This window comes from Burkholderia sp. Cy-637, from assembly GCF_011753175.1.
Lineage (GTDB): Bacteria > Pseudomonadota > Gammaproteobacteria > Burkholderiales > Burkholderiaceae > Burkholderia > Burkholderia gladioli.
In genome coordinates, this window is sequence record NZ_VWWC01000130.1 from 1 (window position 1) to 19870 (window position 19870).

Annotated in this window: 19 protein-coding genes and 1 pseudogene; 16 read left to right on the top strand and 4 right to left on the bottom strand. The window is 70.5% G+C overall.

Going from position 1 to position 19870, the window contains the following annotated elements:
* From F3J10_RS26130 to F3J10_RS26145, 4 genes and pseudogenes are all read left to right on the top strand, one after another.
* A pseudogene (locus F3J10_RS26130) lies at positions 1–128 on the top strand (ModE family transcriptional regulator); the annotation flags it as partial.
* Positions 116–1435 (top strand): class I SAM-dependent RNA methyltransferase, encoded by a 1320-nt coding sequence (locus F3J10_RS26135; RefSeq protein ID WP_167243335.1) that lies wholly within the window; start codon positions 116–118, stop codon positions 1433–1435. The pseudogene F3J10_RS26130 and the gene F3J10_RS26135, both read left to right, overlap by 13 nt.
* A gap of 210 nt (positions 1436–1645) precedes the next feature.
* A complete protein-coding gene (locus F3J10_RS26140; protein WP_166915049.1) occupies positions 1646–2035 on the top strand; it encodes a VOC family protein in 390 nt (129 codons plus the stop codon).
* A gap of 127 nt (positions 2036–2162) precedes the next feature.
* Positions 2163–2891 (top strand): YafY family protein, encoded by a 729-nt coding sequence (locus F3J10_RS26145; protein ID WP_166915050.1) that lies wholly within the window; start codon positions 2163–2165, stop codon positions 2889–2891.
* A gap of 30 nt (positions 2892–2921) precedes the next feature.
* Here the strand turns inward: F3J10_RS26145 and F3J10_RS26150 are convergent, their stop codons facing one another.
* Genes F3J10_RS26150 through F3J10_RS26160 form a run of 3 tightly spaced genes read right to left on the bottom strand, consistent with a single transcriptional unit; the run spans position 2922 to position 5858 of the window.
* Positions 2922–4376, bottom strand: a complete 1455-nt coding sequence (locus F3J10_RS26150; protein WP_025096759.1) for an NAD(P)(+) transhydrogenase (Re/Si-specific) subunit beta — start codon at positions 4374–4376, stop codon at positions 2922–2924.
* A complete protein-coding gene (locus F3J10_RS26155; RefSeq protein WP_013696677.1) occupies positions 4373–4702 on the bottom strand; it encodes an NAD(P) transhydrogenase subunit alpha in 330 nt (109 codons plus the stop codon). Before F3J10_RS26155 ends, F3J10_RS26150 begins: the two co-directional genes overlap by 4 nt.
* A 13-nt stretch (positions 4703–4715) precedes the next feature.
* A complete protein-coding gene (locus tag F3J10_RS26160; RefSeq protein WP_025096760.1) occupies positions 4716–5858 on the bottom strand; it encodes a Re/Si-specific NAD(P)(+) transhydrogenase subunit alpha in 1143 nt (380 codons plus the stop codon).
* A 318-nt stretch (positions 5859–6176) separates the two neighbouring features.
* On the opposite strand from F3J10_RS26160, the gene F3J10_RS26165 reads away from it, so the two are divergent.
* The 3 genes from F3J10_RS26165 to F3J10_RS26175 all read left to right on the top strand — a co-directional run bounded on the left by F3J10_RS26165 (position 6177) and on the right by F3J10_RS26175 (position 9720).
* Positions 6177–6686 (top strand): NUDIX hydrolase, encoded by a 510-nt coding sequence (locus F3J10_RS26165; RefSeq protein ID WP_029949236.1) that lies wholly within the window; start codon positions 6177–6179, stop codon positions 6684–6686.
* Positions 6683–7855, top strand: coding sequence for a tRNA 2-thiouridine(34) synthase MnmA (mnmA, locus tag F3J10_RS26170; protein WP_167243332.1), 1173 nt, complete (start codon positions 6683–6685; stop codon positions 7853–7855). The genes F3J10_RS26165 and mnmA overlap by 4 nt, the downstream gene beginning before the upstream one ends.
* A gap of 245 nt (positions 7856–8100) precedes the next feature.
* The gene (locus F3J10_RS26175) at positions 8101–9720 is read left to right on the top strand and encodes an FMN-binding glutamate synthase family protein (RefSeq protein WP_013696673.1); all 1620 of its coding nucleotides are present in this window, start codon (positions 8101–8103) and stop codon (positions 9718–9720) included.
* Positions 9721–9832: 112 nt separating this feature from the next.
* Here the strand turns inward: F3J10_RS26175 and F3J10_RS26180 are convergent, their stop codons facing one another.
* A complete protein-coding gene (locus F3J10_RS26180) occupies positions 9833–10447 on the bottom strand; it encodes a glutathione S-transferase N-terminal domain-containing protein (protein WP_025096762.1) in 615 nt (204 codons plus the stop codon).
* Positions 10448–10636: 189 nt separating this feature from the next.
* On the opposite strand from F3J10_RS26180, the gene F3J10_RS26185 reads away from it, so the two are divergent.
* The 9 genes from F3J10_RS26185 to F3J10_RS26225 form a co-directional block, all read left to right on the top strand.
* A complete protein-coding gene (locus F3J10_RS26185) occupies positions 10637–12046 on the top strand; it encodes an aminopeptidase P N-terminal domain-containing protein (protein WP_167243333.1) in 1410 nt (469 codons plus the stop codon).
* A complete protein-coding gene (locus F3J10_RS26190) occupies positions 12043–13242 on the top strand; it encodes a UbiH/UbiF/VisC/COQ6 family ubiquinone biosynthesis hydroxylase (RefSeq protein ID WP_025096764.1) in 1200 nt (399 codons plus the stop codon). Before F3J10_RS26185 ends, F3J10_RS26190 begins: the two co-directional genes overlap by 4 nt.
* 262 nt (positions 13243–13504) lie before the next feature.
* Positions 13505–14548: a tRNA dihydrouridine synthase DusB gene (gene dusB, locus F3J10_RS26195; protein WP_013696669.1), complete on the top strand. Its 1044-nt coding sequence runs from the start codon at positions 13505–13507 to the stop codon at positions 14546–14548.
* Between the two features lie 4 nt (positions 14549–14552).
* A complete protein-coding gene (locus tag F3J10_RS26200; RefSeq protein WP_013696668.1) occupies positions 14553–14786 on the top strand; it encodes a Fis family transcriptional regulator in 234 nt (77 codons plus the stop codon).
* Between the two features lie 70 nt (positions 14787–14856).
* On the top strand, positions 14857–16422 hold the full coding sequence (gene purH, locus F3J10_RS26205) for a bifunctional phosphoribosylaminoimidazolecarboxamide formyltransferase/IMP cyclohydrolase (RefSeq protein ID WP_025096765.1): 1566 nt from the start codon (positions 14857–14859) through the stop codon (positions 16420–16422).
* 175 nt (positions 16423–16597) lie between these two features.
* Entirely contained in the window at positions 16598–17140 is a 543-nt protein-coding gene (ruvC, locus tag F3J10_RS26210) for a crossover junction endodeoxyribonuclease RuvC (protein ID WP_025096766.1), read from the top strand.
* 76 nt (positions 17141–17216) lie between these two features.
* On the top strand, positions 17217–17798 hold the full coding sequence (gene ruvA, locus F3J10_RS26215) for a Holliday junction branch migration protein RuvA (protein ID WP_013696665.1): 582 nt from the start codon (positions 17217–17219) through the stop codon (positions 17796–17798).
* A 94-nt stretch (positions 17799–17892) separates the two neighbouring features.
* Complete coding sequence (gene ruvB / locus F3J10_RS26220; RefSeq protein ID WP_025096767.1) at positions 17893–18960, top strand: Holliday junction branch migration DNA helicase RuvB; 1068 nt, start codon at positions 17893–17895, stop codon at positions 18958–18960.
* Positions 18961–18981: 21 nt separating this feature from the next.
* The coding region (locus F3J10_RS26225) for an oxygenase MpaB family protein (protein ID WP_167243334.1) at positions 18982–19870 on the top strand (889 nt) is incomplete at its 3' end.

The window sequence follows — 19870 nt, forward strand, 5'->3', positions numbered from 1 at the left end:
GGCGCGGCGACACGGTCGCGCTCGGCCCCGGCAAGGTCACCCTGCTCGAAGCGGTGCGCGAGCACGGCTCGATTTCGGCGGCTGCGCGCCATCTCGGCATGTCCTATCGCCGCGCCTGGCTGCTGATTTCGATTTCTTCGCTCCCTGCCCGCGCGGGCTCGAAGCCGCGCTCGCGGCCGAGCTGGCCGAGATCGGCGCGCGCCGCACCGGCGGCGCACCGCTCGATGTCGGCGCCCAGGTGCCGGGCGGCGTCCATTTCCGCGGCGGCTGGACCGCCGGCATGGCCGCCAACCTGCATTCGCGTGTCGCCAGCCGGGTGCTGCTGAAGATCGCCGAGCGCGCCTACCGCAACGAGCAGGACGTCTATGCGCTGGCGCTCGAGCAGGGCTGGGAGCGCTGGTTCGCCTCGACCCAGACGCTGCGGGTGGACATCACCGCCATCAAGTCGCCGCTCAAGAGCCTCGAATTCGCCACGCTGCGCGTCAAGGACGCGATCTGCGACCGGCTGCGCGAGAAGACCGGCTCGCGCCCGAGCATCGACACCGCGATGCCCGACGTGCGCGTGTTCGCCTTCCTGACCGCCAACCAGTGCACGCTCTATCTCGACACCTCGGGCGAGCCGCTGTTCAAGCGCGGCTGGCGCCTCGACAAGGGCGCGGCACCCCTGCGCGAGAACCTCGCTGCCGGCATCCTGCGCCTGGCCGGCTGGACCCCCGAGCTGCCGCTCTACGACCCGATGTGCGGCAGCGGCACCTTCCTGGCCGAGGCCGCCCAGATCGCGCTGGACGTCGCCCCCGGCGTGGAACGCCGCTTCGGCTTCGAGAAGCTCAAGCAGTACGACATCACCGCCTGGCAGACCCTCAAGGTCGGCGCGATGGACGCCAAGCGCGCCGCGCGCGGCCGCCGCGACGCGCTGCCCGTGTACGGCAGCGACATCTCGGGCGACATGCTCGACAAGGCGCGCGCCAACCTGGAGCGCGCCGGCGCGCCGGGCGTCTCGCTCAAGCAGGTGGACGCGCGCTTCATGGCGCCGCCCTGCGACGCGCCGGGCCTGATCATCGCCAATCCGCCCTATGGCGAGCGGATCGAGGTGCGCGGGCGCAGCGCGCGCGGCGAGGTACGCGAGACGGGCCGCAACCGCGGCGCCGACGATGCCTTCCGCCGCACCCACACCGATGCGCCCGACGGCGAGTTCTTCGCCGCGCTCGGCACCGCGCTCAAGCAGCGCTTCACGGGCTGGCAGGCCTTCCTGCTGAGCTCGGATCGCTCGCTGCCGGGCCAGCTGCGCCTGCGCGAATCGGCCAAGACGCCGCTGTTCAACGGCGCGCTCGAATGCCGGCTGTTCCGCTTCGACGTGGTGGCCGGCAGCGTGCGGCAGCGGCCGGCCGGCGAGGCCGGCGCCGGCGCGGACAACGCCGGGGCGGGCCAGGACTGATGCCTGGACCGGCGCCCGAAAGGCGTCGCGCATGACACGACGGGGCCGGGATTTCCGGCCCTGTCGCTTTTCGTGAGCCCGCCGCGGCGGCGCGCGGGCCGCGGCCATGCTGCCGGCTGCTGACAGCACGCTGTCAGCAGGGGCCCCGCACACTGCGTCTCACCGCATCGGCTGCGATGCGAACCACCCCGCCCCCTCCAGGAGACGCAGATGAACACCGCCACCACCACCCGCGCGATCAGCTGGTTCGAGATCCCCACCCACGATCTCGATCGCGCCACGCGCTTCTACGAAACCCTGCTCGACAAGCGCCTGAAGCGCGAGAACTTCGGCGGCTCGCTGCTCGCGATCTTCGAGCACGACGACGGCCAGACCGGCGGCGCGCTGGTGCAGGACCCGCTCGGCAGCAAGCCGGCCGCGGCCGGCCCGGTGCTCTACCTCGAGGCCGGCGAATCGGCGCAGGCCGCGCTGGAACGCGCCCGGCGCGCCGGCGGCATCGTCGAGGGCGCGGTGATCGAGCTGCCGCGCGAGATCGGCTACATCGCCTACGTGCTCGACACCGAAGGCAACCGCATCGGCCTGCACGCGCGGGGCCGATGAGCCGCTCCGGAGCCGCCCGGCACCGATCGGCACCGACTTTGGCACCTCAACCGGCCCAGGCCGTGCCGGGCGCGCCGGGCGGCGCTATCATCGCCGCACCACCCTCGCGCCCGCTTGCCTCGTCACCATGACCCGTCGCGCCGACCGCCTGTTCCAGATCGCCGAGCTGCTGCGCGGCCGCCGCCTGACCACCGCGCAGCAGCTCGCGGAATGGATGTCGGTGTCGCTGCGCACCGTCTATCGCGACGTGCGCGACCTGCAGCTCTCGGGCGTGCCGATCGAGGGGGAGGCCGGCATCGGCTACCGCCTGGACCGCTCGGCCAGCCTGCCGCCGCTCACGTTTACGGCCGACGAGCTGGCCGCGCTGGCGGCCGGCGCGCGCATGCTCGAATCCTGGGGCGGCGCGCGCTTCGCCGGCGGCGCCCGCTCGGCGCTGGCCAAGATCGCCTCGGCGATGCCGGCCGACAAGCGCATCGTGCTGGACCGGCTGCCGGTGTTCGCGCCCTCGCAGCGCGTGGACGCCACCTATTCGCAGACCATGGACGTGCTGCACCACGCGCTCGACGAGCGGCGCGTGGTGCATTTCCAGTACCGGGACAAGCAGGATGCGGCCAGCGAGCGGCGCATCTGGCCGCTCGGGCTGGTGTATTGGGGCGGCCAGTGGACGCTGTCGGCCTGGTGCGAGCTGCGCGGCGACTTCCGCAACTTCGACGTGGCCCGCATCCGGGAGCCGAGCGTCCACGAGGTCCATCCCGATCTCGACGGGCGCCGGCTGGCCGATTTCCTGCGCATCGCCCATCGCGAATGCGGGCAGGACCTGGACGGCAAGGCCCGGCGCGGCGGCCGGGCCGGATAAGGCCGGCGACGCCGGCAGCGCCGGCGCGCCCTACTCGACCGCCTTCACCATGTCCTCGACCACCTTCTTGGCGTCGCCGAACACCATCATGGTCTTGTCCATGTAGAACAGCTCGTTGTCGAGCCCGGCGTAGCCGGAAGCCATCGAGCGCTTGTTGACGATCACGGTGCGCGCCTTGTAGGCCTCGAGGATCGGCATGCCCGCGATCGGAGATTTCGGATCGTTCTTCGCCGCGGGGTTGACCACGTCGTTGGCGCCGAGCACCAGCACCACGTCGGTCTGCCCGAACTCGTTGTTGATGTCCTCCATCTCGTAGACAAGGTCGTAGGGCACCTCGGCCTCGGCGAGCAGCACGTTCATGTGCCCCGGCATGCGACCGGCCACCGGATGGATCGCGTAGCGCACGTCGATGCCCTTGGCGATCAGCTTGTCGGTCAGCTCCTTGAGGGCGTGCTGGGCACGCGCCACCGCCAGCCCGTAGCCGGGCACGATCACCACCGTCTCGGCATTGCCGAGCATGAAGGCGGCATCGTCGGCCGAGCCCGACTTCACCGGCCGCTGCTCCTTCGCGCCGCCCGCCTCGGCACCGCCCGCCTCGCCGCCGAAGCCGCCGAGGATGACGTTGAAGAAGGAGCGGTTCATGGCGTGGCACATGATGTAGGACAGGATCGCGCCCGACGAGCCGACCAGCGAGCCCGCGATGATCAGCATCGGGTTGTTCAGCGAGAAGCCGATCCCGGCCGCGGCCCATCCGGAGTACGAATTGAGCATCGACACCACCACCGGCATGTCCGCGCCGCCGATCGGGATGATGATCAGCACCCCGAGCGCGAAGGCGATCGCGGTCATCACGATGAAGGGCAGCCAGGATTGCGTCAGGAAGAACAGGACGCCGAAGCCGAGCATGCCGATCGCCAGCATCAGGTTGATCAGGTGCTGGCCGGCATAGACCACCGGCGCGCCCTGGAACAGCCTGAACTTGTACTTGCCCGAGAGCTTGCCGAAGGCGATCACCGAACCGGAGAAGGTGATCGCGCCGACGAAGGTGCCGATGAACAGCTCGATGCGGTTGCCGTAGGGGATGAAGTTGGCCGCGGCCGCGTCCTGCGGCACCAGGCCGAAGGCTTCCGGCTCGGCCACCACGGCATAGGCGATGCAGACCGCCGCCAGGCCGATCAGCGAGTGCATCGCGGCCACCAGCTCGGGCATCTTGGTCATCTCGACGCGCGCGGCCACGTAGGCGCCCACCGCGCCGCCGACCACCAGCGCGCCGAGCACCAGGGCCAGGCCGAGCGGCAGGTTGGCGCCGAGCCAGGCGGCCTGCCTGGCGATCAGCGCGATCGTGGTGAGGATCGCGATCGCCATCCCGACCATGCCGAACAGGTTGCCGCGCCGCGCGCTCTTCGGGTTCGACAGGCCCTTGAGCGCCTGGATGAAGCAGACCGAGGCGAGCAGGTACAGCAGGGTGACCAGGTTCAGGCTCATCGCGCGCCCTCCTTGCCCTCGCCGGCCGCGCGTTTCGGTTCCTTCTTCCTGAACATCTCCAGCATGCGCCGGGTGACCAGGAAGCCGCCGAACACGTTGACCGCCGCCAGCGCCACTGCCACCGTGCCGAACACCTTGCCGGTGGTGCCCACCGTGAGCGCCGCGGCCAGCATCGCGCCGACGATCACGATCGCCGAGATCGCGTTGGTGACGGCCATCAGCGGCGTGTGCAGCGCCGGCGTCACGTTCCAGACCACGTGGTAGCCCACATAGACGGCCAGCACGAAGATGATCAGGTTGATCACCGTGTGATTGATCAATTCCATCGCGGCCTTCCCCTTACTTGCGCACGACCTCGCCGTCGCGACACAGCAGCGTCGCGGCGACGATGTCGTCGTCCATGTCGATGTTCAAGGCGCCTTCCTTCGTCACGATCAGCTTGAGGAAGTCGGCGAGGTTGCGCGCGTAGAGCGCCGAGGCGTCGGCGCCGACCTGCGCGGCGAGATTGGTGTGGCCGGCGATGGTCACGCCGTGCACCTTCACCACCTGGTCGGCCACCGTCAGCGGGCAGTTGCCGCCGCGCCGGCCGTCGGCGTTCTCGGGCCCGCGCCCGGCGGCCAGGTCGACGATCACCGCGCCCGGCTTCATGGCGGCCACCGTGTCGGCCTGGATCAGGGTCGGCGCGGGCCGCCCCGGGATCAGCGCGGTGCTGATCACGATGTCGGCCTGCTTCGCCCGTTCGTGCACCAGGGCCGCCTGGCGCGCCAGCCACGACGGCGGCATCGGCCGCGCGTAGCCGCCGGTGCCCTGGGCGGCCTCGCGCTCCTCGTCGGTCTCGAAGGGCACGTCGACGAACTTCGCGCCGAGCGACTCGATCTGCTCCTTCACCGCCGGGCGCACGTCGGAAGCCTCGATCACGGCGCCCAGCCGCTTGGCGGTGGCGATCGCCTGCAGGCCCGCCACGCCGGCGCCGAGCACCAGCACGCGGGCGGCCTTCACGGTGCCCGCGGCGGTCATCAGCATCGGCAGGAAGCGCGGATAGAGCGCGGCGGCCACCAGCACCGCCTTGTAGCCAGCGATATTGGCCTGCGAGGACAGCACGTCCAGGCTCTGCGCGCGCGTGGTGCGCGGCGCGGCCTCCAGCGCGAAGCCGGTCACGCCGGCCGCGGCGAGTCGCGCGGCCTGTTCGGCATTGAAGGGATCGAGCATGCCGACCAGCACCGCGCCACGCTTCATCTGCGGCAATTCGTCGCTGTCTGGCGCCTGCACCTTCAGCACGATCTCGGCGGCATAGGCGGCGGCGCGCTCGCCGAGCGTGGCGCCGGCCGCGGCATAGGCCTCGTCGGGGAAGCTGGCGGCCGCCCCGGCGCCGCGCTCGACGCAGACCGAGTGGCCGGCAGCCACGTATTTCTTCACGGTTTCCGGCGTCGCGGCTACGCGCGCCTCGTTCGCCCGCGTCTCGGCAGGCACTCCGATAAGCATCGTGATCCCTCCAGCTTGCGTTCTGATTCTTGGTTTCGACGGCAAGGCGAGCCGGGGAAGCGACGACCGGCTCGAAGGCAACGGCAGATTCCACGCGCCAATGTACCCGAAAGCGCCGGGCGCGCCGAGATCCGGCCCTTTCCCGGTGGACAAACCGTGCCGGATCGTCCAGGCACGGCGCGCGGCGCTGAAAACGGGGCGGCATCGATGCCGGGCGCGGGCCGGCGACGGGCGCCGCGCCGCATCGGCGACGACGCGCCGCGCGAGGCTCGCCCGGGGTTCGGCAGCCGCGCCCGCCAACCGGTAAAATGCACGCCCATGAAACCCGAACTCTGGACCCCGCACGTCACGGTGGCCGCGATCGTCGAGCGCGACGGCCGTTTCCTGCTGATCGAGGAACACACCTCGGGCGGCCTGCGGCTCAACCAGCCGGCCGGCCATCTCGAGGCCGGCGAGACGCTGGTCGACGCCGTGATCCGCGAAACCCTCGAGGAAACCGCGCATCCGTTCGAGCCGCAGGCGCTGGTGGGCGTCTACCAGACGCATTTCGAGCGGCCCGCCAAGGGCGGCGCGACCTACCTGCGCTTCACCTTCTGCGGGCGGGCCGGCGAGGCCGTCGCAGGGCTTGCGCTCGACGAGGGCATCGTCCGCACGCTGTGGATGACGGCCGAGGAGCTGCGCGCCGCCGAGGACCGCCACCGCACGCCCGCGGTGATGCGCTGCGTCGACGACTATCTCGCCGGTCGCCGCGTGCCGCTGGAGTTCGTCCATACGCATTCCGTCGCGCCCTATCGCGCGACGCCCGAACATCAGGCTGTCAGCAAATGAAGAAGCAACGTGTCGTGGTCGGCATGTCGGGCGGTGTCGATTCGTCGGTCACCGCGTGGCTGCTCAAGGAACAGGGTTACGACGTGGTCGGCCTGTTCATGAAGAACTGGGAAGACGATGACGACGGCGAGTACTGCTCGACGCGCCAGGACTGGATCGACGTGGTGTCGGTGGCGGACCTGATCGGCATCGACGTGGAAGCCGTCAACTTCGCCGCCGAGTACAAGGACCGCGTGTTCGCGGAGTTCCTGCGCGAGTACTCCGCCGGGCGCACGCCGAACCCGGACGTGCTCTGCAATGCCGAGATCAAGTTCAAGGCCTTCCTCGACCACGCCATGTCGCTGGGCGCCGAGACCATCGCCACCGGCCACTACGCACGCGTGCGCGAACGCGAGGGCCGCTTCGAGCTGCTCAAGGCCTTCGACCACACCAAGGACCAGTCCTACTTCCTGCACCGGCTGAACCAGGCGCAACTGTCGAAGACGCTGTTCCCGCTCGGCGAGATGCCGAAGACGCGGGTGCGCGAGATCGCCGAGCAGATCGGCCTGCCGAACGCGAAGAAGAAGGATTCGACCGGTATCTGCTTCATCGGCGAGCGGCCGTTCCGCGATTTCCTGAACCGCTACCTGCCGACCAGGCCGGGGCCGATGAAGACGCCCGACGGCAAGCGCGTCGGCGAGCATATCGGGCTGGCCTTCTACACCTTCGGCCAGCGCAAGGGCATCGGCCTGGGCGGCAGCAAGGACGGCAGCGGCGAACCCTGGTTCGTGGCCGGCAAGGACATCGCCTCGAACACGCTCTACGTCGCGCAGGGCCACGAGCATCCCTGGCTGCTGTCGCGCGAGCTGGTGGCGGGCAACGTCAGCTGGGTGGCCGGCGAGCCGCCCGCCGACGGCTTCGCCTGCGGCGCGAAAACGCGCTACCGCCAGGCCGACGCGCCCTGCTCCTTCGCCCGCGCGAAGGCCGGCGAAGCGGGCGAGGCGCGCTTCTCGCTCGGTTTCGACACGCCGCAATGGGCCGTCACGCCGGGCCAGTCGGCGGTGCTCTACGACGGCGAGATCTGCCTGGGCGGCGGCATCATCGAATCGGTCGCGACCGGCCAGCCGGGCTCGGCCGAGGCGGTCGCCGCGGCGCGCGCGCACGAGCTGGCGAGCGGCCTGGCGAGCTGAGCGCCGCGCCGGCAGACCCGGGCAACCGGGGCCGGCGGCGCCCGCGCGGAAAGCGCCAAGCTTTCAATCGCCTTCAAAGAGGGCACGCTTCGAGGCGCGCTGACACATTCTCGGTTTAGACTTGCGGCACGCGACAATCGGTCGCTGATCGGTGGCAGCCCCACCGGCGGCCTGCCTCGCGCGCCGCCAGCCGCACCCCGGCCGGCGGCGGCATGGCGGCCAACCGAAGAACAAGGAATCCCCCCATGTTTGCAAGACGTTATCTCGCGATGTGGTGCGCGACGCTCGCGCTCGTGCTGCTCGTCGTCCTCGCCTCGGCCCACCTGATCGCCTGGCCCTGGTGCCTGATCCCCGCCGCCTTCGTCGCGCTCGGCCTCTACGACCTGAAACAGGATCATCACGCGATCCTGCGGAACTACCCGCTCTGGGGCCACTTCCGCTTCATGTTCGAGTTCATCCGCCCCGAGATCCGCCAGTATTTCGTCGAGGACGACACCGACGAGAAGCCCTTCTCTCGCGCGCAGCGCAGCGTGGTCTACCAGCGCGCCAAGAACGTCGCCGACAACCGGCCCTACGGCACCGAGCTCAACGTCAAGGCCACCGCGCACGAGTGGATCAGCCACTCGCTGGCGCCGACCAAGCTCGCCAACCACGACTTCCGGATCCGCGTCGGCGCGAGCCGCGCCCAGCCCTACGACATCTCGATCTTCAACATCTCGGCGATGAGCTTCGGCTCGCTGTCGGCCAACGCGATCCGCTCGCTCAACCTGGGCGCGAAGAAGGGCGGTTTCGCGCACGACACCGGCGAGGGCTCGCTGTCGAAGTACCATCGCGAGCACGGCGGCGACATCATCTGGGAAATCGCCTCCGGTTACTTCGGATGCCGTAACGACGACGGCAGCTTCAATCCCGACAAGTTCGCCAGGCAGGCGGCCGACCCGCAGGTCAAGATGATCGAGGTGAAGCTCTCGCAGGGCGCCAAGCCGGGTCACGGCGGCGTGCTGCCGGCCGCCAAGATCACCCCTGAGATCGCCGAGACGCGCGGCGTGCCGATGGGCAAGGACTGCATCTCGCCGGCCACCCATTCGGAGTTCTCGACGCCGCGCGGGCTGCTCGAATTCGTCGAGCGGCTGCGCACGCTCTCGGGCGGCAAGCCGACCGGCTTCAAGCTCTGCATCGGCCATCCCTGGGAATTCTTCGGCATCGCCAAGGCCATGCTCGAGACCGGCATCGTGCCTGACTTCATCGTGGTGGACGGCGCCGAGGGCGGCACCGGCGCGGCGCCGCTCGAATTCACCGACCACGTCGGCGTGCCGCTGCAGGAAGGCCTGCTGCTGGTGCACAACACCCTGGTGGGGATCGGCCTGCGCGAGCGCGTGAAGATCGGCGCGAGCGGCAAGATCATCACCGCCTTCGACGTGGCGCGCACGCTGGCGATCGGCGCGGACTGGGTGAACTCGGCGCGCGGCTTCATGTTCGCGGTCGGCTGCATCCAGGCCCAGACCTGCCATACCGGCCGCTGCCCGACCGGCGTGGCGACCCAGGACGAGGTGCGCCAGCGCGCGCTGGTGGTGCCCGACAAGTCCGAGCGCGTCTACAACTTCCACCGCAACACGCTGCATGCGCTGCAGGAACTGGTGCAGGCCGCCGGCCTCGCGCATCCGGCCGACCTGCGCGCGCATCACATCGTGCAGCGCATCGCGCCGCACGAGGTCCGGCTGATGTCGCAACTGCTCAAGTACGTGAAGCCGGGCGCGCTGCTCGGCGGCGAGAAGCTCGGCCTCACGCTCTACGACACCTGGTGGCCGGTGTCGCGCAGCGATACCTTCACGATCGGCGACGCCGCCTACGCGGCCTACGATTGAGCCTCGGCCGGCGCTGGCCTCGAGCGCCGGCGCTGCCGCGCATGCATGAAAAAAACGCCCCGCCGGCTGATCCCGGCGGGGCGTTCTTGCTGGCGGGCGGCACGCTCGCGACTCAGTCCTGCGGCACCGTGTCGATGAAGGTCTGGCGCTGCGAGAGCTTCTGGTAGTGCTTGTCGAGATTGGGATGGCGTTCGCGCCAGCCCAGCTCCGGCATGCGGAAATCGAGATAACCGAGCGCGCAGCCGAGCGTGACGTCGGCCAGCGTGTAGTGGTTGCCGGCGCACCACGGCTTGCCGCCGAGGCCCTGCGACATGGCCACCAGGCCGTCGTCGATCTTGCGCTGCTGGCGCGCGATCCAGGCCTCGCTGCGCTGCTCGGGGGTGCGCTGCACGTTCTCGATGCGGATCCCGACCGAGGCGTCGAGCACGCCGTCGCCGAGCGCCTCCCAGCACCGCACCTCGACGCGTTCGCGGCCCGAGGCCGGGATCAGCTTGCCGACCGGCGACAGCGTGTCGACGTATTCGCAGATCACGCGCGAATCGAACACGGCCGCGCCGTCCTCCATCACCAGGCACGGCACCTTGCCGAGCGGATTGGCGGCGTGGATCGTGGTGTCGTTTGCCCACACGTTCTCGAGTTCCAGCTTGTAGTCGATCTTCTTTTCGGCGAGCACGATACGCGCCTTGCGCACGTAAGGGCTGCTGAGCGAACCGATGAGTTTCATCATCCTGCCTGAAATGTAAATAGCGCCCGAGAGTATACGTCGTCGGCGATCATAACCGGGCCTGCCGGCTGTCCGCCAAGTCGGCCATCCGGCCTGTGGATCGGATGCAACAGCCGCCGGGCGCCATTTGGCGGCCCGCGCGGCGGTGCCGGGCAGCGGGCGCGGCGCCCGCCACAGCGCTACAATCGCGCCATGAACGCCGCCACCGAAACCGCCCTCGCCCCCGACGTCTACCGCCAGCGCCGTGCGCGCGTGCTCGCCGCGCTGCGCGCCTCGGGCGGCGGCGTCGCGATCGTCCCCACCGCCCAGGAAGTGATGCGCAACCGCGATGCCGGCTATCCGTTCCGGCACGACAGCTACTTCTATTACCTGAGCGGCTTCTGCGAACCCGACGCGCTGCTGGTGCTCGACGCGAGCGCCGCCGAGGGCGAGCCGCAATCGATCCTGTTCTGTCGTGCGAAACATCCCGAGCGCGAGATCTGGGAAGGTTTCCACTACGGGCCCGAAGCCGCGCGCGAGGCCTTCGGCTTCGACGCCGCCTTCCCCAACGACGCGCTCGACGCCGAGCTGCCGCGCCTGCTGGCCGACGCGGTCGCGGTGCACTACCGCTTCGGCGCCTCGCCCGAGCTCGAGCGCAAGCTCGCCGGCTGGCTCGACGCGGTGCGCGCCAAGGCCCGCTCGGGCGTGGCCGCGCCGGCCTCCGCCCACGATCTCGCGCCGCTGCTCGACGAGATGCGGCTGGTGAAGGACGCCCACGAGCAGGCCATCATGCGCCGCGCCGCCAGCATCTCGGCCAGCGCCCATCGGCGCGCGATGGCGGCCACGCGCCCCGGCATTCGCGAATACGAGATCGAGGCCGAGCTGCTGCACGAATTCCGCCGCCACGGCTCGGCCGGCCCCGCCTATGGCTCGATCGTCGCGGCCGGCGCCAATGCCTGCGTGCTGCACTACCCGGCCGGCAACGCGGTGGCGCGCGACGGCGACCTGATCCTGATCGACGCGGCCTGCGAACTGGAGGGCTACGCCTCCGACATCACCCGCACCTTTCCCGCCAACGGCAGATTCTCGGGCCCGCAGCGCGCGCTCTACGACATCGTGCTGGCCGCGCAGGCCGCCGCCGCCGCGGCCACGCGCCCCGGCGTGCCCTTCGAGGCGCCGCACGAGGCGGCGGTGCGCGTGCTCGCGCAGGGCCTGCTCGACACCGGCATCGTGCCGAAGTCGCGCTTTGCTAGCGTCGACGACGTGATCGCCGAGCGCGCCTACGCGCGCTTCTACATGCACCGCACCGGCCACTGGCTCGGCATGGACGTGCACGATTGCGGCGACTACCGCCAGCGCGACGCCGAGCGCGACGCGCAGGGCATGCTGCCGTGGCGCTCGCTGCGCGAGGGCATGGCGCTGACCATCGAGCCGGGCCTCTACGTGCGCGCGGCCGACGACGTGCCGGCCGAATTCCACGACATCGGCATCCGCATCGAGGACGACGCCTTCGTGACGGCCGACGGCTGCGAGCTGATCACGCGCGAGGTGCCGGTGGCGGCCGACGAGATCGAGGCGCTGATGCGCGACGCCCGCGGCAGCTCGGGCACGCTCGCGCGATGACGCCGGCTTCCACCACCCACGCCCCGTTCGACGCCGATATCGCCATCGTCGGCGCGGGCCCGGTCGGGCTCGCGCTGGCCGGCTGGCTGGCGCGGCGCAGCGCGACGCAGGCGCTGTCGACGGTGCTGGTCGATGCGCGCGATCCCTCGGCGAGCCTCGGCGACCCGCGCGCGATCGCGGTCTCGCACGGCAGCCGCGTGCTGCTCGGCGCGCTCGGCTGGCCCGCCGACGCGACGCCGATCCGCCATATCCACGTCTCGCAGCGCGGCCACTTCGGGCGCACCCTGATCGACCGCGATGAACACGGCGTCGATGCGCTCGGTTACGTGGCGCGCTACGGCTCGCTGGTCGACACGCTGGCGCGCGCGGTGCGCGGCACCCGCGTGCAGTGGCTGACCTCGACCAGCGCGCGCGCGCCGCAGCAGGACGCCGAGGGCGTGACGGTCACGCTGGACACCCCGCAGGGCGAGCGGGTGCTGCGCGTGCGCACGCTGGTCAACGCCGAGGGCGGCCTGTTCCAGGACACGCCGCGCGACGGCGACGGCGACACGCGCCATCGCCGCGACTACGCGCAGACGGCGATCGTCGGCACGGTGAGCGTCTCGGCGCCGAAGCCGAACGTAGCCTGGGAACGCTTCACCGCCGAGGGCCCGCTCGCGCTGCTGCCCACCGGCGGCGCCGGCCAGGCCGACTACGCGCTGGTCTGGTGCTGCTCGCCCGCCGAGGCCGCGCGCCGCGCGACGCTGCCCGACGAGGCCTTCCTCGAGGAACTGGGCATCGCCTTCGGCGAGCGCATGGGCCGCTTCACGCGCATCGTCGGCCGCGCGGCCTTCCCGCTCGGGCTGGCCGCCGCGCCGACCCTGGTCAAGGGCCGCATCGCGATCGTCGGCAACGCCGCCCAGACGCTGCACCCGGTGGCCGGCCAGGGCCTGAACCTGGGCCTGCGCGACGCGCACACGCTGGTGGACGCGATCTCCGAACATGGCGCCACGCCGCTCGCGCTGGCCGCCTTCAACACGCGTCGCGCGCTCGACCGCCGCCTCACGATCGGCGCGACCGATACGCTGGCGCGCCTGTTTACGGTCGAATCGCGCGCGCTCGGGGCGCTGCGCGGCGCCGCGCTGAGCGCGCTCGAGTTCGTGCCGCCGCTCAAGACGGCGATCGCGCGCCAGATGATGTTCGGCCAGCGGCGCTGAACCCGCGGCGGGACCATGCAGGGCCGTGCGCGGCGAGGCCGGCCGCCCGGCGCGGATCCGCCCCGATTTCCCGGCCGCGTGCGCAGCGCGGCTTTCGCCGCCCGCCATGGCGCGCCGTCACCGCGATTTCATCAAAGCTTCATCGCGATTTGACGCTAGTCGACAATTGCGCCCGCCCGGCCCCGCGCCCGCTTACGGTAAAATGCGCGTTTTCCCTCCGCCCGATCCCGGCCCGCGCCCACGCGCGGGCGCTGCCATTGCGATGCCCGTTCTCGGCTCTCACGTCCTGCGCAACAACCTGTTCGTCGCCCCCATGGCCGGCGTCACGGACCGCCCGTTCCGCCAGCTCTGCAAGCGGCTCGGGGCCGGCTACGCCGTCTCCGAGATGGTCGCCTCCAACGCCCAGCTCTGGAAGAGCGAGAAGACCATGCGGCGCGCCAACCACGCCGGCGAGGTCGAGCCGATCGCCGTGCAGATCGCCGGCGCCGATCCGGCCATGATGGCCGAGGCGGCGCGCTACAACGTCGCCAACGGCGCGCAGATCATCGACATCAACATGGGCTGCCCGGCCAAGAAGGTCTGCAACGTCGCGGCCGGCTCGGCCCTGCTGCAGAACGAGCCGCTGGTGGTGCGGATCGTCTCGGCGGTGGTGGCGGCGGTCGGCAGCGGGCCCGACGCGGTGCCCGTCACGCTGAAGATCCGCACCGGCTGGGACCGCGACCACAAGAACGCGCTGACCATCGCGCGCCTGGCCGAGGAGGCAGGCATCTCGATGCTGACCGTGCACGGCCGCACCCGCGCCGACCTCTACCGCGGCGAGGCCGAATACGAGACCATCGCCGCCGTGAAGGCCTCGGTGAAGATCCCGGTGGTCGCCAACGGCGACATCACCTCGCCGCGCAAGGCACGCGCCGTGCTCGACGCCACCGGCGCGGACGCGCTGATGATCGGTCGCGCCGCGCAAGGCCGGCCCTGGTTGTTCCGCGAAATCGATCATTTCCTGCAAACCGGCGAAACCCTGCCGGCGCCGAGCGTCGACGAGATCCAGCAACTGCTCAACGAGCACCTCGAGGATCACTACGCGTTCTACGGTGAATTTACCGGCGTACGTACTGCGCGCAAGCACATCGGCTGGTACACTCGCGGCCTTTCGGGCGCCAACGCATTCCGGCATCGGATGAACACGCTCGATACCACACGCGAACAGCTTGCCGCCGTCAACGACTACTTCGACGCGCAGCGCGCCCTGTCCGATCATCTCGTCTATGTCGACGACGAGGACAGCGCAACCGACCCTATTCAATAGCAGCATGAGCAAGCACAACATCGAACAATGTGTCCGCGACAGCCTGGACGTGTATTTCCGGGATCTCGACGGCTCCAATCCGCATGACGTCTACGACATGGTGATGTCCTGCGTCGAGAAGCCGATGCTCGAGGTGGTGCTCGAACAGGCGGGCGGCAACCAGTCGCTCGCCGCCGAGTACCTCGGCATCAACCGCAACACCTTGCGCAAGAAGCTGCAGCAGCACGGGCTGCTGTAGTCCGGCGGGCTCGCTCGCGCGGCCGCTTCGTTCCCGTTTTCCTGGCTATTGGCTACTGGTGCTCCCCATCATGATCAAGCAAGCGCTCCTCTCCGTTTCGGATAAAACCGGCATCGTCGAATTCGCGACGGCCCTCTCGCAGCAGGGCGTCAAGCTGCTGTCGACGGGCGGCACCGCGAAACTGCTCGCCGAGGCGGGCCTCCCGGTGACCGAAGTGGCCGACTACACCGGCTTCCCCGAAATGCTCGACGGGCGCGTGAAGACGCTGCACCCGAAGGTGCACGGCGGGATCCTGGCGCGCCGCGACCTGCCCGAGCACATGCAGGCGCTCGACGCGCACGGCATCCCGACCATCGACCTGCTGGTGGTGAACCTGTACCCGTTCGTCGCGACCATCGCCAAGGACGACTGCACGCTGGCCGACGCGATCGAGAACATCGACATCGGCGGCCCGACCATGCTGCGCTCGGCCGCGAAGAACCATCGCGACGTGACGGTGATCGTCGACCCGGCCGACTACGCCGTGGTGCTCGACGAGATGAAGGCCAACGGCAACACGGTCGGCTACCCGACCAACTTCCGTCTCGCCACCAAGGTGTTCGCGCATACCGCGCAATACGACGGCGCGATCACCAACTACCTGACCAGCCTGACCGAGGAGCTGCAGCACGCCACGCGCCAGCCCTACCCGGCCACGCTGAACCTGGCCTTCGACAAGGTGCAGGACCTGCGCTACGGCGAGAACCCGCACCAGAGCGCCGCGTTCTACCGTGACCTGGCCGCGCCGGCCGGGTCGCTCGCGAACTACAGCCAGTTGCAGGGCAAGGAACTGTCCTACAACAACATCGCCGATTCCGATGCGGCCTGGGAATGCGTGAAGACCTTCGACGTCCCGGCCTGCGTGATCATCAAGCACGCCAACCCGTGCGGCGTGGCGCTCGGCGCGGATGCGGCCGAAGCCTATGCCAAGGCCTTCCAGACCGATCCGACCTCGGCCTTCGGCGGCATCATCGCGTTCAACCGCGAGGTGGACGAAGCCGCCGCGCAGGCGGTGGCCAAGCAGTTCGTCGAAGTGCTGATCGCGCCGTCCTTCTCGGCCGCGGCGCGCCAGGTGTTCGCCGCCAAGCAGAACGTGCGCCTGCTCGAGATCGCGCTGGGCGACGGCTTCAACGCCTTCGACCTGAAGCGCGTCGGCGGCGGCCTGCTGGTGCAGTCGCTCGACTCGCGCAACGTGCAGCCTGATGAACTGCGCGTGGTCACCAAGCGCCAGCCGACCCCGAAGGAACTCGGCGACCTGCTGTTCGCCTGGCGCGTCGCCAAGTTCGTCAAGTCGAACGCGATCGTGTTCTGCGGCAACGGCATGACGCTCGGCGTCGGCGCCGGCCAGATGAGCCGCGTCGACTCGGCGCGCATCGCCGGCATCAAGGCGCAGAACGCGGGCCTCACGCTGGCTGGCTCGGCGGTCGCCTCGGACGCCTTCTTCCCGTTCCGCGACGGCCTCGACGTGGTGGTGGCCGCCGGCGCGACCGCGGTGATCCACCCGGGCGGCTCGATGCGCGACGACGAAGTGATCGCGGCGGCCGACGAACACGGCATCGCGATGGTGCTGACCGGCATCCGCCACTTCCGCCACTGATCGCGCGCCTTCGGGCGCCCGCCCGGCGCACTGGCGCCGAGGCACGAAACGGCGGCCGGGCCCTGCCCCGCCGCCGTTTTTCATGCCCGGCCGACGGCCATTCGCCTGCCGTGCCGGCGATCGTTGTACCATCGCCCCATCCACGGCCTTTCCTCCCGCTCCCCATCCGTTCTTCATGCGTATCATCGGCATCGACCCCGGCCTGCGCGTCACCGGCTTCGGCGTGATCGACGTGCAGGGCAGCCGGCTCGCCTACGTGACGAGCGGCGTGATCCGCACCCCGACCGCCGAACTCTCGGTGCGCCTGGGCACCATCTTCGACGGCGTCTCGACCCTGGTGCGCGAGTACCGGCCCGACCAGTCGGCGATCGAGAAGGTGTTCGTCAACGTCAATCCGCAATCCACCCTGCTGCTCGGCCAGGCCCGCGGCGCGGCGATCTGCGGCCTGGTGGCGGGCGGCCTGGCGGTGGCCGAATACACGCCCACCCAGCTGAAGCAGGCGGTGGTCGGCTACGGCCGCGCCACCAAGGAGCAGATGCAGCAGATGGTGGTGCGCCTGCTCGGCCTGTCGGGGCTGCCCGGCACCGACGCGGCCGACGCGCTCGGCATGGCGATCTGCCATGCGAATGCCGGCGACGCGCTCGCCACGCTCGGCGGCCTGGCCCCGACGCTCGGCAAGAAGGGCTATCGCGTGCGGCGCGGCCGGCTGGTCGGCTGAAGCCGCCGCGGCGCGTACCGCGCCCGCGCCTGCGCTACACTCGCGCTTTCCGTCCCTCCTCGTTCCCGCCCTCGCCATGATCGGTCGCATTGCCGGCACCCTGCTCGAAAAGAATCCGCCCCACCTGCTCGTGGACTGCAACGGCGTCGGCTACGAGCTCGACGTGCCGATGAGCACCTTCTACAACCTGCCGCACACGGGCGAGCGCGTGGTGCTGCTCACCCAGCTGATCGTGCGCGAGGATGCCCACCTGCTGTACGGCTTCCTGACCCCGCAGGAGCGCACCACCTTCCGCGAGCTGCTGAAGATCAGCGGGATCGGCGCGCGCATGGCGCTGGCCGTGCTCTCGGGCATGAGCGTGCAGGAGCTCTCGCAGGTGGTCACCCTGCAGGACAGCGCGCGCCTCACGCGCCTGCCCGGCATCGGCAAGAAGACCGCCGAGCGCCTGCTGCTGGAGCTCAAGGGCAAGCTCGGCGCCGATCTCGGCGAACTGGCCGGCCAGGCCTCGCAGTCGGACCACGCGGCCGACATCCTCAACGCGCTGCTCGCGCTCGGTTATTCGGAAAAGGAAGCGCTGGCCGCGATCAAGAACGTGCCGGCCGGCACCGGCGTGTCCGACGGCATCAAGCTCTCGCTGAAGGCGCTCTCGAAGGCCTGAGGCGGCGATCCCCGGCTTCGCGGCGCCGGCGGCGGCGCGCGGGTCGGCCGCTCGGCCGACTCTTGGGCGGCAGGCCGCGCGGTACAATGCGCCCATGATCGAAACCGACAAACTCGCCGGCGAACGCGTGATCGCCGCCACGCCCGCCTCGTCGCACGAGGAGGCGTTCGAACGCGCGCTGCGCCCGCGCCAGCTCGACGAATACGTCGGCCAGGAAAAGGTGCGCGGCCAGCTCGAGATCTTCATCGAGGCCGCCAAGCGCCGCTCGGAAGCGCTCGACCACGTGCTGCTGTTCGGCCCGCCGGGCCTGGGCAAGACCACGCTCGCGCACATCATCGCGCGCGAGATGGGGGTGAACCTGCGACAGACCTCGGGCCCGGTGCTGGAGCGCCCGGGCGACCTGGCCGCCCTGCTCACCAACCTCGAAGCCAACGACGTGCTGTTCATCGACGAGATCCACCGGCTATCGCCGGTGGTCGAGGAAATCCTGTACCCGGCGCTCGAGGACTACCAGATCGACATCATGATCGGCGAGGGGCCGGCCGCGCGCAGCGTCAAGCTCGACCTGCAGCCCTTCACCCTGGTCGGCGCGACCACCCGCGCCGGCATGCTGACCAATCCGCTGCGCGACCGCTTCGGGATCGTCGCGCGGCTGGAGTTCTACGACGCGGGGCAACTGTCGCGGATCGTCCAGCGCTCGGCCTCGCTGCTGCAGGCCCGCATCGATCCGCAAGGCGCGCTCGAGATCGCGCGCCGCTCGCGCGGCACGCCGCGGATCGCCAACCGCCTGCTGCGCCGCGTGCGCGACTACGCCGAGGTCAAGGCCGACGGCGCGATCACCGCCGAGGTGGCCGATGCCGCGCTGGCGATGCTCGATGTCGATCCGGTCGGCTTCGACCTGATGGACCGCAAGCTGCTCGAGGCGATCCTGCACAAGTTCGACGGCGGCCCGGTCGGCGTCGACAACCTGGCCGCGGCGATCGGCGAGGAACGCGACACCATCGAGGACGTGCTCGAGCCCTACCTGATCCAGCAGGGTTTCCTGCAGCGCACGCCGCGCGGGCGAGTCGCCACCCTGCTGACCTACCGGCACTTCGGCCTGCCGGTGCCCGACGCGGGCGGCCCCGCGCACGGCGTGCCCGACGCCGACCAGCCGCGCTAGCCGGGCAACGGGAGCCGAGAGATGTCCGAGCCGCCGCGTGAACCCAGCACCAGCGCCCCCGGACATCGGCTCGCCGAGCGGCTGCGCCGCCATCTCGCGAGCGGCATCACCCTGCTCACCTCGGGCGGCGGCGGCCCGAGCATCGATTTTTCCTCCCCGCCCGGCGATCCGGGGCTGTTCGGCCCCGAGGCCGTCTGCTGGCGCGTGCATGGCGACTTCACCTCGATGATGGCGGGCGGCATCGCCGCGCTGCTGCTGCAGGCCCTGCATCCGCTGGCGCTGGCCGGCGTCTGGGATCATTCGAGCTTTCGCACCGACATCCTCGGCCGGCTGCGCCGCACCGCCACCTTCGTCGCCGGCACCACCTTCGGCAGCCAGGCCGACGCGCTGGGCCTGATCGCGCGCGTCAGGTCGATCCACGACGGCGTGACGGGCACGGCGCCGGACGGCAGGCCCTATCGCGCCAGCGACCCGGCTCTCCTGACCTGGGTGCACGTGGCCGAGGTGTCGAGCTTCATGGCCGCGCACCTGCGCTACGTGAATCCCGCCCTGGGCGGCGAGGAACAGGACCGCTACTACGCCGAGACGGCACGCATCGCGATGCTGCTGGGTGCCGGGCAGGTGCCGGTCTCGCGCGCCGAGATCCGCGCCTATCTCGAACGGATGCGCGGCGAACTGATCGCCAGCGAGCGCACCCATGAAGTGATTCGCGTGCTGCGCGACACGCCGGTGCCGCGCCCCTCGATGCGGCCGGCGCTGCGCCTGCTGTTCCATGCCGGCGTCGACCTGCTGCCCGACTGGGCGCAGGTCCAGCTCGGGCTCGCTTCGCTGGCACCGGTCCGGCGCGTGGTCGCGCGACCGGGCGTGAGGTTGGTCGCGCCGGTGCTGCGCTGGGCGCTCGTCAACGGCG